At 59.7% G+C, this 13,789-nt stretch carries 15 protein-coding genes; 5 read left to right on the forward strand and 10 right to left on the reverse strand.

Annotation, left to right across the window (positions count from 1 at the left end; translation table 11 throughout):
- Nucleotides 1-2 precede the first annotated feature (2 nt).
- Both QCL65_RS20670 and QCL65_RS20675 read left to right on the forward strand, forming a co-directional pair.
- Nucleotides 3-1,067, forward strand: coding sequence for an imelysin family protein (locus tag QCL65_RS20670; protein WP_407312074.1), 1,065 nt, complete (start codon nucleotides 3-5; stop codon nucleotides 1,065-1,067).
- A gap of 2 nt (nucleotides 1,068-1,069) precedes the next feature.
- On the forward strand, nucleotides 1,070-2,173 hold the full coding sequence (locus tag QCL65_RS20675; RefSeq protein ID WP_407312076.1) for a DUF1513 domain-containing protein: 1,104 nt from the start codon (nucleotides 1,070-1,072) through the stop codon (nucleotides 2,171-2,173).
- A 50-nt stretch (nucleotides 2,174-2,223) separates the two neighbouring features.
- Here QCL65_RS20675 and QCL65_RS20680 read toward each other — a convergent pair whose 3' ends face one another.
- The 5 genes from QCL65_RS20680 to colR form a co-directional block, all read right to left on the reverse strand.
- The gene (locus QCL65_RS20680; RefSeq protein ID WP_407312078.1) at nucleotides 2,224-2,451 is read right to left on the reverse strand and encodes a hypothetical protein; all 228 of its coding nucleotides are present in this window, start codon (nucleotides 2,449-2,451) and stop codon (nucleotides 2,224-2,226) included.
- Nucleotides 2,452-2,453: 2 nt separating this feature from the next.
- The gene (locus QCL65_RS20685; protein ID WP_407312080.1) at nucleotides 2,454-3,155 is read right to left on the reverse strand and encodes a lipopolysaccharide kinase InaA family protein; all 702 of its coding nucleotides are present in this window, start codon (nucleotides 3,153-3,155) and stop codon (nucleotides 2,454-2,456) included.
- A gap of 5 nt (nucleotides 3,156-3,160) precedes the next feature.
- A complete protein-coding gene (locus QCL65_RS20690) occupies nucleotides 3,161-3,838 on the reverse strand; it encodes a class I SAM-dependent methyltransferase (protein WP_407312082.1) in 678 nt (225 codons plus the stop codon).
- Between the two features lie 127 nt (nucleotides 3,839-3,965).
- Nucleotides 3,966-5,237 (reverse strand): sensor histidine kinase, encoded by a 1,272-nt coding sequence (locus tag QCL65_RS20695; protein ID WP_407312084.1) that lies wholly within the window; start codon nucleotides 5,235-5,237, stop codon nucleotides 3,966-3,968.
- Nucleotides 5,227-5,910 carry a two-component system response regulator ColR gene (gene colR / locus QCL65_RS20700; RefSeq protein ID WP_407312086.1) on the reverse strand — a complete coding sequence of 228 codons (684 nt, stop codon included), beginning with the start codon at nucleotides 5,908-5,910 and terminating at the stop codon, nucleotides 5,227-5,229. The genes QCL65_RS20695 and colR overlap by 11 nt, the downstream gene beginning before the upstream one ends.
- A 176-nt stretch (nucleotides 5,911-6,086) precedes the next feature.
- Here colR and QCL65_RS20705 point away from each other — a divergent pair, with 176 nt between their 5' ends.
- The gene (locus QCL65_RS20705) at nucleotides 6,087-6,812 is read left to right on the forward strand and encodes a phosphatase PAP2 family protein (RefSeq protein ID WP_407312088.1); all 726 of its coding nucleotides are present in this window, start codon (nucleotides 6,087-6,089) and stop codon (nucleotides 6,810-6,812) included.
- A 154-nt stretch (nucleotides 6,813-6,966) separates the two neighbouring features.
- On the opposite strand, the gene groL is transcribed toward QCL65_RS20705, so the two are convergent.
- The 4 genes from groL to QCL65_RS20725 all read right to left on the reverse strand — a co-directional run bounded on the left by groL (nucleotide 6,967) and on the right by QCL65_RS20725 (nucleotide 10,905).
- The gene (groL, locus tag QCL65_RS20710; RefSeq protein ID WP_407312090.1) at nucleotides 6,967-8,610 is read right to left on the reverse strand and encodes a chaperonin GroEL; all 1,644 of its coding nucleotides are present in this window, start codon (nucleotides 8,608-8,610) and stop codon (nucleotides 6,967-6,969) included.
- A gap of 46 nt (nucleotides 8,611-8,656) precedes the next feature.
- A complete protein-coding gene (locus tag QCL65_RS20715) occupies nucleotides 8,657-8,950 on the reverse strand; it encodes a co-chaperone GroES (protein ID WP_407312092.1) in 294 nt (97 codons plus the stop codon).
- Nucleotides 8,951-9,203: 253 nt separating this feature from the next.
- Entirely contained in the window at nucleotides 9,204-9,683 is a 480-nt protein-coding gene (locus QCL65_RS20720) for an FxsA family protein (RefSeq protein WP_407312094.1), read from the reverse strand.
- A 214-nt stretch (nucleotides 9,684-9,897) separates the two neighbouring features.
- Nucleotides 9,898-10,905 carry a DUF481 domain-containing protein gene (locus QCL65_RS20725; RefSeq protein ID WP_407312096.1) on the reverse strand — a complete coding sequence of 336 codons (1,008 nt, stop codon included), beginning with the start codon at nucleotides 10,903-10,905 and terminating at the stop codon, nucleotides 9,898-9,900.
- A 57-nt stretch (nucleotides 10,906-10,962) separates the two neighbouring features.
- On the opposite strand from QCL65_RS20725, the gene QCL65_RS20730 reads away from it, so the two are divergent.
- Together QCL65_RS20730 and QCL65_RS20735 are read left to right on the forward strand one after the other, a co-directional pair.
- Complete coding sequence (locus tag QCL65_RS20730) at nucleotides 10,963-11,337, forward strand: MGMT family protein (protein ID WP_407312098.1); 375 nt, start codon at nucleotides 10,963-10,965, stop codon at nucleotides 11,335-11,337.
- Between the two features lie 54 nt (nucleotides 11,338-11,391).
- Nucleotides 11,392-12,924, forward strand: coding sequence for an AmpG family muropeptide MFS transporter (locus QCL65_RS20735; protein ID WP_407312100.1), 1,533 nt, complete (start codon nucleotides 11,392-11,394; stop codon nucleotides 12,922-12,924).
- 2 nt (nucleotides 12,925-12,926) lie between these two features.
- On the opposite strand, the gene QCL65_RS20740 is transcribed toward QCL65_RS20735, so the two are convergent.
- On the reverse strand, nucleotides 12,927-13,775 hold the full coding sequence (locus tag QCL65_RS20740; RefSeq protein WP_407312102.1) for a mechanosensitive ion channel family protein: 849 nt from the start codon (nucleotides 13,773-13,775) through the stop codon (nucleotides 12,927-12,929).
- Nucleotides 13,776-13,789: the final 14 nt, after the last annotated feature.

Consider the following 13,789-nt stretch of genomic DNA (forward strand, 5'->3'; position numbering starts at 1 on the left):
GAATGTTTCGTCCCAAGCTGTTGTTCACCAGCCTCGCCGCCCTGGCCCTGGGTGCCTGTTCGCCACAGGACCCGCAGGCGGTGACCAGCGCCGCGATTGCCAAACAAGTGATCTTGCCGACCTACAGCCGTTGGGTCGAGGCAGACCGCCAACTGGCCGTCAGTGCCATGGCGTTCTGTGAAGGCAAGCAAGACCTCGACACCGCCCGTGCCGACTTCCTCCACGCGCAACGGGCCTGGGCCGAACTCCAGCCGTTGCTGATCGGCCCACTGGCCGAGGGCAATCGCGCCTGGTCGGTGCAGTTCTGGCCAGACAAGAAAAACCTGGTCGGGCGCCAGGTGGAACAACTGGTCAACGCCGACAAACCGGTGGATGCCGCCTCCCTGGCCAAGGCCAGCGTGGTGGTGCAAGGGTTGTCGGCCTATGAGTACATCCTGTTCGACAGCAAGCCGGAAATCGCCAACGCCGAACAGAAAGCCCGTTATTGCCCATTGCTGGTGGCCATCAGTGCCCACCAGAAAGCCCTGGCTGAGGACATCCTCAAAGGCTGGAATAGCAAAGAGGGCATGCTGGCCCAGATGAGCGAGTTCCCTAACCAACGCTATGCCGACTCCCATGAGGCCATTGCCGACTTGCTGCGGGCCCAGGTGACGGCGCTGGACACCCTGAAGAAAAAGCTCGGCACCCCCATGGGCCGGCAAAGCAAAGGCATCGCCCAACCGTTTCAGGCTGAGGCCTGGCGTAGTAATGCTTCACTGAAAAGCCTGGAAGGCAGCCTGAAGGCGGCGCAGACGGTCTGGACCGGGGTCGACAACAAAGGCTTGCGCGGCTTGCTGCCCAGCGAGCAGAAGCCCTTGATCGAGAAAATCGACGCGGCTTATGCCGATTCGGTCCGGCGCCTGGACGCCCTCACTCAGCCCCTCAGTGCCCTACTCACGGACGACAGCGGCCGCCAGCAGCTCAATGCCCTGTATGACAGCTTGAACGTGATCCACCGCCTGCACGAAGGCGAGCTGGCGCGCGCGCTGAATATCCAGCTGGGCTTCAATGCCAACGACGGTGACTGACCATGCTCAGAAGGCAAGCTTTGACCCTCGGTAGCCTCCTGCGCAGCACGCTGAGCCTGGGCGGCTGGACCCTGTTCAAAGGGAAAAACGCCGGCCCGCTGCTATTGTCCGCCCGTGACGACGCCGATGGCCGCCATTACGCAGTGGGTTATCGACTGGACGGCAGCCAGGTATTCGCCACCGAGGTCAAGCAGCGCTGCCACGACATCATCAACCATCCACAGTACCCCATTGCCCTATTCGTGGCTCGGCGCCCCGGCACCGAATGCTACCTGGTCGACCTGCGCGATGGGCGGCTGCTGCAAACCCTAGCCTCCCCGGCTGACCGGCATTTTTATGGGCATGCGGTGATCCACCGCAGCGGCGACTGGCTTTACACCACGGAGAACGATACCCGTGACCCTGGCCGTGGGTTATTGGGGGTATACCGCTTCGAACAACAACGCCTGACCCGCCAGGGCGAAATTCCCACCCACGGGGTCGGCCCGCACCAGGTGTCTTGGCTGCCAGACGGCGAAACCCTGGTGGTAGCCAATGGCGGCATCCGTACCGAAGCCGAGAGCCGCGTGGAGATGAACCTGGACGCCATGGAACCGAGTCTGGTGCTTATGGCTCGTGATGGCAGCCTGTTGAGTAAAGAGTGCCTGAGCCAGACCATGAACAGCGTCCGGCACCTGGCCATCGCCCGCGACGGCACTGTCCTGGCCTGCCAGCAGTACATGGGCCCTGCCGAGGACACCGCCGAGCTGTTGGCGATTAAACGCCCAGGCCAAGCCTTTACCCCATTCCCGGTGGCAGCCACGCAGTTGCGCTCGATGAACCATTACACCGCCAGCGTCGCGGTGCACGACGAACTCCGCCTGGTTGCCCTGACGGCGCCCCGGGCCAATCGCTTTTTTATCTGGGACCTCGACAGCGCGGCCGTTCGGCTGGACGCACCCATGCCAGACTGTGCCGGCGTCGGTGCGGTCAAGGATGGCTTCGTGGTGACTTCTGGCCAGGGGCGCTGCCGCTACTACGACTGCCGCCAAGCCGAACTGCTGGCCAAGCCCATGGACCTGCCCTCCGGGCTGTGGGACAACCACTTGCATTTGCTGCAGGCTTAAACGCGACAGGCCCCATGAGGGGCCTGCAAGCGCAACAGCTTCGCGTCGATCTAACCCTGAGAACGCACGCCCTGGCTCAAACCCAGCATCAGCAGCATGAATTCGCGGTCTGGGTGCGCGCTAATGGGCGGCCGAGCGGGCTTAGGCAATGCGCAATTGCCCTCGCCGTGCTCGGTACCGATCACCCCCGAGCGCGGTTGCTCCCAGGCTGCGGCCGCGACAGTCGCCACGCCCAGCGCTGCCAAGAAGAATAAACCTCGTGCAACTTGTAAGTTCATCGCTATAAACCCTTGATAGCGCTGCCAAACGCCGTCTGGTAAAAGTAGAGCAACTTGCTCCACTCTGCATCACTCCACGACGAATGGCGCCTCAATTGCTTGAGATCGTGGGCTGAAGCCTTTGAAGCTGACAAGCGTTGGCGGCATTTCTCCAGGTCCAGTAAGGCCACATCGACGTCCGCTGTAGCGCCCTCGCCCCTCACCCGCACGAAGATATGCTTCATGTATAAGCAGCCATGCTGCCAGCGCGCCCTGTGCATGCGCGCCAGGTTACCCGCCAGTTTGGCCAGCACCTGATCATGGGCCACTTCGCCCACCCGCTCGCGTTGCCCGTCCAGGTACCATTGGTCAATCTCCAGGTAGCCGTCCAGCGCCTCGGTCACCAGCAAAGCGCGCCACTGGGATTGCGCATCCCGGGTGGTACCGCAAAAAACCAGACGCGGCACATTCACCTCAAGCTCCTGAAGAGCCACGATAGCATCGCGTTCACGTAGCACGGTCGGCCTGCCCAATGGGTGCAACCAGCTACGGTAAAGGTGCCCCACCTGCCGTTTGACGTACATCAACTGCCCGGCCGCCGACCGCAAACGCTGTACCCCACTTTCGCCACCCCGGCGCTGGTTGGGAGCTTCAACCCACTCGCCGTCCTGTCGCCAGAACTCGTCAAAACGGGAAGATGCCGTTACTGAATACTCGACCGTCACGGCTATTACCCTTTTCTTAAAATATAAACGCGCCACATGGAATACAGCGGGATGAAATCGAGGCGCTCTTGGATACGAAAACCAGCCTGTACGAATTCGGCTTCTGCGGTAACAGCCGGTAAGACGAACCGGTTTTGATAGCGATCGCGCATCTTTTCGGTGCGGCGGCGCTCCATACGTGCGCGGCGCCAAGCTTTGACGTTGCCGTCGACCCACAGCGAAACGATCACACTGTCACGGCTGACCCTTTGAAACTCTTTGAGAATTTCCATTCTATGGGCCGCCTCACCGATGTGGTGTAACAGCCGCATACAGAAAATGTTGTCCACAGAATTATCAGGAAGGTCTATTTTGAAAGCAGATGTTTGCAAGGGCCGTACCCGTTTGACGATTTCTGCCGGTTGCCCTGCACAGGCGGTCGCCAACATCTCAGCCGAGTTGTCAGCTCCGATCACCACACGGTTCTGTTTTTCCGCCAGTAATGGCCAGAAGCGCCCGGCACCACAGGGCAGGTCCAACACCAGCCCCGGCTCACCGGCCAATGCCAGCGCCTTGCGCGCGAGCTGTTCGTCACGCTTATGGGAAAGCCGACGGGCCAGGCCGTCATGGTGTTTGAGCAAATACTGGCGCGCATGCTCGCGCGTGTATTTGCTGGAAAACTCCAGCTTGGTGGGCTCAGACATAGCGAAGATTCCTGTTCGATGATGATCGCCACAGTAAGGGGGTGACTGTCATCGACAGGTCATGCGTTTGTGAAAAAAATGTCAGAAATGTCCTACATGAGCATTCCGTATGACGAAGTCGACACGGTCACAGCGCCAGCTGTACGCGAAACCGGCAACCATTGGGCTCCATGGCGCTCAGGGTGACCCTCCAACCCTGGTTCTCGCAGATCCGCTGCACCAGGGATAGCCCCAGCCCCAGGCCTTCACCTCGATTTTCACTGCCGCGCACGAACGGCTGGAAGATGCTCTCGCGCTGTTCTTCCGGGATCCCGACACCACTGTCCTCCACCGTGAAACCATCGGGCTCCAGGGTCAGGCGGATAAACCCCCGGTCGGTGTAGTGCAGGGCGTTGCGTAGTAAATTGCCCATGACCGCGTGCAAGAAGGTTGCGTTGTAACGCTCACCGGCGTCGGCGCTTGGTAGGTACTCCAACGTCAGCCCTTTCAATTGGATCGGGTCGCGCCAGAGGTTTACCAAGTCTTCAGCCACTTGGGGCAACGTGGCCTGGGCCGCCACGTCGTTTTCATCGCGCTGGGTGCGGGCCAACATCAAGAAGGTCTGCACCAGTTCGCGCATTTCTTCACACGCGCGGGCGATACGTTCCACCTGGCGGCGCCCCCGCTCGTCGATCCCGGGGTTTTCCAGAAGCAATTCACAGGAGCTGGCGAGCACCATCAGCGGGGTGCGCAATTCGTGGCTGACGTCGCTGGTAAACAAACGCTCGCGGTTCAACGCATCACGCAATCGACCCAAGGTCGCGTCGAATGCCACCGCCAGCTCGCCCACTTCGTCTTTGGGGTAGTCAGGCGCCAACGGCGGCGCCAACCCCAGCAGTTGGTCACGGTGGCGCACCTGCCGGGCCAGCCTGACCACCGGCGCCATCACCCGCCTTGCCAATAGCCAGCCCAGTAACACGGCCAGGGTTAAGCTCAATACAAAGCCGACTACGACCACGGCGAACAGCACGCGCTCACGCTCTTCGAATTCACTCTGGTCTTGCAACAGTACATAGCGCCGCCCATCCACCACTTCGACCATTGCGTGGTAGGACAAATCACCGCGAAAGACCTCATGAAAGCCGGGGTCCAAGTGGCGCAGGTCCTTGGGCAAGGCAAAATCGCCATGGCCACCGCTGACGTAAAACAGCTGATCGGGCTCGGGCCGATGGGTCCAGTCACTGACGCTGTCCATCAACAGTAGGCGCTGCAAGTCGCCACCGAGGCCCGCTGAAATCAGTTTTTCCTCGACCAAGTGAACGGTGGCAACGATCCCCACCGCGAACGCTCCCGCGACCAGCGCGCTCATTAACGCGAACGCGATGATGATGCGATGAGCAAGGCTTTGCTTAAACTCCATCACGCCCCTCAGCCAAGCGGTAGCCCACCCCATGCACAGTTTGCAACAGCGGTTTGCCGAAGGGTTTGTCGATCACCTGACGCAACTGGTGCACATGGCTGCGCAGGCTGTCGCTATCGGGGCAGTCGTCGCCCCACAGAGCTTCCTCCAGCACCTCACGGCGCAGCACGTGGGGACTTTTCTGCATCAGTACGGCTAGCAGCTTGAGCCCGACCGGGTTGAGTTTAAGCAGGCGATCCTCGCGGGTGACCTCCAAGGTGTCGAGGTCGTAGATCAAGTCGCTGACTTGCAAGGTGCGCCGCCCGCCCCCCTGAGCCCGGCGTAATACCGCCTCGATACGGGCGGCGAGTTCAGATAGCGCGAAGGGCTTGAGCAGGTAGTCATCGGCGCCGGAGCGGAAGCCCTGCAGGCGGTCGTCCAACTGGTCGCGGGCGGTGAGCATGATCACCGGCGTATCGCGCCGGGCATCTTCGCGTAGCCGCTTGCACAGGGTATAACCGTCGATGCCAGGCAGCATGATGTCGAGGACGATCAAATCGTAATGCTCAGTCGCGGCCAGGTGCAGCCCGGACAAGCCGTCTTGCGCACAATCGACCGTGTAGCCCTTCATACCGAGGTAATCGGCAAGGTTGGCGAGAATATCGCGATTGTCTTCTACTAGCAGAATTCGCATGGAACCGCTCTCCCGTGGGTGGTGCGCTGGCCGCAGCTTAAGGCCAAGTGCCGCCTGGGGCCAGGGGATGACCCGGGTTATTTAACTTAATGTTTTTTTCACGGGAGATTCACGCACCTCCCATGCACTGCTGTCCACAATCGCGCCGCACCTTATAGGCCTCTTAGGTTTAGCCCATGCCCGCCCACCCTGCCCGTGCCTTTTCCCGCCCCCTGAACCTGCGCCTGTGCCTGGCCATTCCGGCGCTGACCGCCGTTACTCTGGTCCTGCTGGAGCTGACCTCCCTCGACATGCGCCTGGCCCAGTGGGTATACGACCCCACAGCCGGGGGGTTCATTGGCCGGCATAGCTACTTCCTGGAAAACGTCTTGCACGATCAAGCCAAGAACCTGGTGATCGCCCTGGCGCTGTTGGCCATGGCGGCCTGGCTCGGCGCTTTTTTCGTCGAGCGCCTGCGCGGCTACAAGCGCGAACTCGGCTGCCTGGTGCTGTCCATGGCGTTGTCCACGGCTTTCGTCACGCCGCTCAAAGCGGTTACCGCGGTGCAGTGCCCCTGGAGCCTCAGCCAGTTTGGCGGCAAGGAAACCTACAGCGAACTGCTCAGCCCGCGCCCGGCCTCGGAAAACCCTGGACGCTGCTGGCCCGGTGGGCATGCGGCCACCGGCTTTAGCCTGTTCGCGCTGTTCTTCGCCCTGCGTGATCGCAAGCCGCGCCTGGCACGTGCAGCGTGGGTGATGGCGTTCGCCTTGGGCAGCGTCTTTTCCATCGGGCGAATGCTGCAAGGGGCCCACTTCTTTTCCCACAATGTGTGGACCGCGGTATTTTGCTGGCTGATTTGCCTGGGTACTTACTATGGCGTGCTTTATCACCGGCCGCGCGAATCGTTGGATTGCGCGGGGTAGCCGAAAGATCGGGGGCAAGCCTCCTCCTACAGTCGGGCGACATATTTAACATCGAATATAACCCCGGCCGTAGGAGGGGGCTCGCCCCCGATCTTTTTGCCTCTGCATAAAAAAAACCCGCCGAAGCGGGTTTTTTTATGCGGGTGAAGCTGGGTTACATCATGCCGCCCATGCCACCCATACCGCCCATGTCTGGCATGCCGCCACCAGCAGGCTTGTCTTCAGCGATTTCAGCGATCATCGCCTCAGTGGTGATCATCAGGCTGGCAATCGACGAAGCCGCTTGCAGAGCCGAACGGGTCACTTTGGCTGGGTCCAAAATACCCATTTCGATCATGTCGCCGTATTCGCCAGACGCCGCGTTGTAACCGTAGTTACCGGAGCCTTGCTTCACCTTGTCCACCACCACGCTTGGCTCGTCACCGGAGTTGGCGACGATCTGACGCAGCGGGGCTTCAACAGCACGACGCAGCAGAGCGATACCTACGTCTTGGTCGGCGTTGTCGCCTTTCAGGTCGGCGATAGCTTGCAGTGCACGCACCAGCGCAACACCACCGCCAGGTACCACGCCTTCTTCGACGGCTGCGCGAGTAGCGTGCAGGGCATCTTCAACGCGGGCTTTCTTCTCTTTCATTTCAACTTCGGAACCGGCACCGACTTTGATGACCGCAACACCGCCGGACAGCTTGGCCAGGCGCTCTTGCAGTTTTTCACGGTCGTAGTCGGACGAAGTGTCGCTGACCTGCTGACGGATCTGAGTCACGCGGGACTGGATTTCGTCATCTTTGCCAGCACCGTCAATGATGGTGCTGTTTTCTTTGGAGAGGATCACGCGCTTGGCGTTACCCAGGTGCTCCAGGGTGGTGCTTTCCAGGCTCAGGCCAATCTCTTCGGAGATAACGGTACCGCCGGTCAATACGGCGATGTCCTGCAGCATGGCTTTACGACGGTCACCGAAGCCAGGTGCCTTGACGGCAGCGACCTTGACGATGCCGCGCATGTTGTTCACGACCAGAGTGGCCAAGGCTTCGCCTTCGACGTCTTCGGCAACGATCAACAGTGGGCGGCCAGCTTTAGCGACCGCTTCCAGCACCGGCAGCATTTCGCGGATGTTGGAGATCTTTTTGTCCACCAGCAGGATCAGCGGGCTATCGAGCTCGGCAACCATGGTGTCTGGTTTGTTGACGAAGTACGGGGACAGGTAGCCACGGTCGAACTGCATGCCTTCTACAACCGACAGTTCGTTTTCCAGGCCCGAGCCTTCTTCAACGGTGATCACGCCTTCTTTACCGACTTTTTCCATGGCTTCGGCAATGATGTCGCCGATGGAGTTGTCGGAGTTGGCCGAGATGGTGCCGACCTGAGCGATGGCGCGCGAGTCAGCGCAAGGCTTGGACAGCGACTTCAGCTCTTTAACGATAGCGATGGTGGCTTTGTCGATACCACGCTTGAGGTCCATCGGGTTCATGCCAGCAGCGACGGCTTTGAGGCCTTCGTTGACAATAGACTGAGCCAGAACGGTTGCGGTGGTGGTGCCATCGCCTGCGTCATCGTTAGCACGGGAGGCAACGTCTTTGACCAGCTGCGCGCCCATGTTTTCGAAACGATCTTTGAGTTCGATTTCTTTAGCGACGGACACGCCGTCTTTAGTGATGGTCGGAGCGCCGAAGCTCTTCTCGATGATCACGTTACGGCCTTTCGGGCCGAGGGTCGCTTTTACCGCGTCAGCCAGTACGTTGACGCCAGTGAGCATTTTTTTGCGGGCGGAGTCGCCGAATTTAACTTCTTTAGCAGCCATGATCGATTTTCCTTGAATACTGGGTAGTAAGGGGAGCGCGTGCGAATCAGCCTTCGACGACCGCGAGAATTTCGTTCTCGCTCATCACCAGCAGGTCTTCGCCGTCCACTTTCACAGTGTTGCTACCGGAGTAAGGGCCAAATACAACCTTGTCACCCACTTTCACGGCCAGCGCACGTACTTCGCCGTTTTCCAGAATCTTGCCGGTGCCAACAGCGACGATTTCGCCACGGTTTGGTTTTTCAGCGGCCGAACCTGGCAGGACGATGCCGCCAGCGGTCTTGGATTCTTCTTCACTGCGACGGATTACGACGCGGTCATGCAGAGGACGAAGCTTCATTGTCGATCTCTCCTAATTATGGTTTTCAGCGGCCGGAATGGCTCCGGCAATCAGTACATCCGGCGGTGCCGGTCGCGGTTCGCCATGCGAATCGCGGGAACTTGTCTGGCAACCGTGCCAGAAACCTTGCGGTGACCCATACATAAGGTCGTTCAACGTGATTACAAGAGTAGGCAGCAAAAAAATTTAATCTGCACTGGAACGAAAACGGCTCCACAGGAGCCGTTGGGTGAGGATAAGAATACGCGGGCGATCAGGAGTCGCGGTGCTCGTATTCACCCTCGATGACATTGGGCTGGCGCCCCGAGGCAGGGCCATTAGGCGCCGCCGGCCCGCCACGGGCCTGTAGGTCATCGGCAAAGGCACGCTGGCGCATGGCCTGGGCCTCGGCGCGCTCGCGAATCTTGCGCGCTACCCATTTGCGGGTGAATGGCAGCAGTAAGAACACCCCCACCACGTCACTGATAAAGCCCGGCAGAATCAGCAAACCGCCCGCAATGGCGATGATCAGACCGTCGAACATCTGCTCCGCAGGCAATTCGCCACGTTGCAGGCTGGCGCGGGTTCGCAGCACCGTGGCCAACCCGGCCAGGCGCATGACCAACACGCCGATACCGGCCCCGACAATGATCAGCAACAGCGCGGGGAAGAACCCGATGGCCGTGCTCACCTTAAAGAATAGGTAGAGTTCCAATACCGGGAACAGGAGAAACAACAATAGAAAGACGCGCATCAATGGTTTCCTCGACGCAAGAGTGCCCTGCAGTAGACCTTAAATGACGTCGATAAGTCGTGAAATCAAGCGCGAGGGTGTGAGAAGGGCTTAAAAACCCTCTGCAGGCCAGGCAAAAGCGGGCTTTGCGGGTCAGGGCTATGTATTTCCAAATGCAAAAACCAGGGCAGCGGGCCATTGCCTGGCACTGCGCTGCCCCCGATCATTCGGACGTTTACCAGGCCACACCAAAGCCGATGGTGTAGCGGGTTTTGTCCAGGTCGCTGTCGTCGGTGCCGCTGATCAAGTCCTTCTCGGCTTTCACGTTAAGCGAAGCCCATTCGGTGACTTTGTAGCGCAAACCCAATTCGGCATCCAGGCTGTAGTCAGCTACGTTGTTGAGCGGCCGCCCCAGTTCGCCGCTGCTGAAAAGCTCCACCGTTCTGCCGATCAGGTAGCGGTTGTAGTCCCACTTCATAGCCAGCGAGTAGAAGCTGTCTTTGCCGCCGTTGGAGTACTCATAGTCACTGCGGTTGAGCAAGCCACCCAGCGAGAACGCGCCCAACTCATCGTCCCAGAACTGATAGCCAGGGCCGGTACCAACCACGCGCTGGCGGGACAAGTCTTCGATTTTGTCACGTTTGTAATCGATGCGGCCTTGCCAGTACCATTTGTCCGTCAAGAAACGGTCCAGGGAGTATTCGGCCGCCCAGTTATCGGTGGTGACCACGTCTTCCTGAGACTCGCGGTTGTACTCGCCGCTACCAATGTGGCGCCATTTGCCATGGCGTGCAGTGGTCTTGAAAGCGACGTTGTAGTCATCGGTATCCGTTTCGGCACGCTGGTAATCCAGGGCTGTATCGATATTGCCTTTCCACACCAAGTCTTCGATCACAGGCTTGGGCTTGATGATCTGTTGAATGCTGGCCAGCTCGACGGTCTGTGGCGCTTCGCCGTTGGCCAGGATCACCTTGCCGTCTTCGGCCGGCTTGATCGACTTGGCCTTCTCACCGGTGTAGGCGTCTTGCTTGACCAACAGTTCGTTATCGCTTTCCAGGGTCTTGACCTGTTTCCAATCGATCGGAATAGAGCCACCGTAGGGCGTGTCAATCATCAGCTTGCCACCATCAAACACTTTGATGGTGCCAGTCAAACGGTCTCCGTTCTTCATCCAGACCGTATCTGCGAAGACTGAAGAGGAAGATGTAGCGATCGCAACGCAAAAAAGAGTTCTGGAAAACATAGGCGGCTATGGGCTCGTATCGATGGTAATCGGAATCATCCTATAGGACAGACCGAAATGAATGACAAAAAAATCAGAGATGAGTTCCATTCTTATTTTGTAGCTGAACCGTTACACGACCCCGTAAACGCTAGGCATAGCGCCCTGTACGCCGCGTTAGCCACGGTCCCAGAGGGCAAAGTGATCACCTACGGCGAGCTGGCTCAGCTGGCCGGCCTCGGACGCGCGGCACGCTGGGTTGGCCGCACCCTCAGCCAATTACCCGACGGCAGTCGCCTGCCCTGGCACCGCGTCGTAGCGGCAGGCGGGCGTATCAGCCTGGCCGTCGGCAGCCCGAGTGGCGACGAGCAGCGGGCGCGACTGCGCAGCGAAGGCATCGTCTTGATGAATAATCGTGTGGATATCCGGCGCCATGGCTGGCGCCCGGAGTAGGCATGCGGTTAGAGTGCGCGCTTTGTTTTCGTAAACTGAGGCAGATTCCAGCCCATGCCCCGTAAAACCTGGCGCGCCGCGCTCGCCGCATATGCCAGCCCTTCGACCCTCGTGCTCCTGCTACTAGGTTTCGCCGCGGGCCTGCCGTACATGTTGGTGTTTTCAACGCTTTCCGTTTGGCTTCGCGAGGCCGGTGTCGCCCGTGAAACCATTGGCTATGCCAGCCTGATTGGCCTGGCCTACGCATTCAAGTGGGTGTGGTCGCCCCTGCTCGATCAGTGGCGCCTGCCATTGCTCGGCGGGCTCGGCCGCCGCCGCTCATGGCTGGTATTGGCCCAGTCCTTGGTGATCCTGGGGCTGGTCGGCATGAGTTTTTGTGACCCTCAGAAGCACTTGTCTTGGCTGATCGCCATTGCCGTGGTGGTTGCTTTTGCCTCCGCCACCCAGGACATCGCGGTGGACGCCTACCGCCTGGAAATCGCCGACGACAACCGCCAGGCGGCTTTGGCGGCCAGTTACATGGCGGGCTATCGGGTCGCCGCGCTGCTGGCCACCGCCGGTGCGCTGTTCTTCGCCGAAGGCTTCGGTTCGACCGGCTATGCCTACCTGCACCAAGCCTGGGCCGGCACCTACTTGCTGTTCGGGGTCTTGATGGTGCCCGCGCTGGTGACCACCCTCATCATGCGCGAGCCCCCCGTGCCACTGCGCACGCAGTTGTCGGCGGCGCGCTACGGGTTCACCCACCAGTTGGTCTCGGTCTTCGTGCTGATCGTGCTGCTGGTGTCGGTACCGGCCATGTTCACCCAGCTCTATAACACTGACTTCGCCAGCGTGCTGTTTGGCGACACCAGCCTGCTGGACCTGTTGGTGGAAGACCGCGCCTTTTTGCGCGCCATTCTTTACATCATCCTCACCGGCCTGTGCCTGTCCGCCGTGGGCCGCCGCGGGCTGGCGCCGGTGCTGACGCCGGTCAATGACTTTATCTTGCGTTACCGCTGGCAGGCATTGCTGCTGCTGGGGTTGATCGCCACGTATCGCATGTCCGACACCGTCATGGGGGTGATGGCTAACGTTTTTTATATCGACCAGGGTTTTACCAAAGATCAGATTGCCAGCGTGAGCAAGATCTTCGGCCTGATTATGACATTGGTGGGCGCGGGTATTGGCGGGCTGCTGATCGTACGTTTCAGCATCTTGCCGATCCTGTTCATCGGCGGCGTGTTTTCGGCGGGGACCAACCTGCTGTTCCTGATGCTGGCCGACATGGGCCCGAACTTGCAAATGCTGGTGCTGACCATCTCGCTGGATAACTTCAGTTCAGGCCTGGCCACTTCGGCGTTTGTCGCTTACCTGTCGAGCCTGACCAACCTGAAATTCTCGGCCACCCAGTATGCATTGCTCAGTTCGATCATGTTGCTGCTGCCGCGCTTGATCGGCGGCTACTCCGGGGTAATGGTAGAGAAGTTCGGTTACCACGAGTTTTTCCTGATCACCGCCCTGCTGGGCTTACCGACCCTGGTGCTGATCGCCTTGCAGTGGAAACAACAGAACCGGCTGCTCGCCAAGGAACCTGGCGAGCAGCCCTGACCTCAGGCTTTTGCTGGGGCCTGTTCCTGTACCACACGCACCACCCGTTGCGGGAAGGGGATGTCGATACCTTCGGCGCGCAAGCGGTCGCGAATGGCGCCGTTAAGCATGTTGGTCACACCGCCGAAATCGGAGGTATTGACCCACAGACGCAGCGATAGGGTGATTGCGTTTTCACCCAAAGCCGCCACCACCGCCTCTGGCGCAGGCTCTTTCAACACCCGCGGGTCGTTGGCCAAGTCCAGCAGAATGGCCAGGGCCTTCTGCAGGTCGGCGTCATAGTCCACGCCGATGTCGTAGATGATCTTGCGGGTGGGCTGACGGTTGGTGTTGGTGATGATCCCGTTGGACAAGTTGCCATTGGGGATAATCACGGTGCGGTTGTCACCCGTGCGCAATACCGTGTGAAAGATCTGGATCGCGTCGACCGTACCGCTGACACCCTGGGCTTCGATCCAGTCGCCAATGCGGAATGGCCGAAACAGCAGAATCAGCACGCCACCGGCGAAATTCGCCAGGCTGCCTTGCAAGGCCAGGCCAATGGCCAAACTCGCTGCACCGATGGCGGCCACGAACGAGGTGGTTTCCACGCCAATCATCGAGGCAACGCTAATGGCCAACAGAATCTTCAGGACGATGTTGGCGATACTGCTGATAAAGCCCTGCAACGCCAAATCGACGTGCCGCAGCGCGAGCAATTTGCGCAGGTTGGCCGAGACCTTGTTGATCAGCCACCAGCCGATAGACAAGGTGACAATGGCCAGCAATACGCGGCTGCCGTATTGCATGATCATGGGGATCCAGGCCTGGGAGGCCGTTAACAGGTGATCCACTTCGGCGTTCAAATCCATGTATAGCTCCTATG

This window comes from Pseudomonas sp. nanlin1 (assembly GCF_045571515.1).
Taxonomy (GTDB): Bacteria; Pseudomonadota; Gammaproteobacteria; order Pseudomonadales; family Pseudomonadaceae; genus Aquipseudomonas.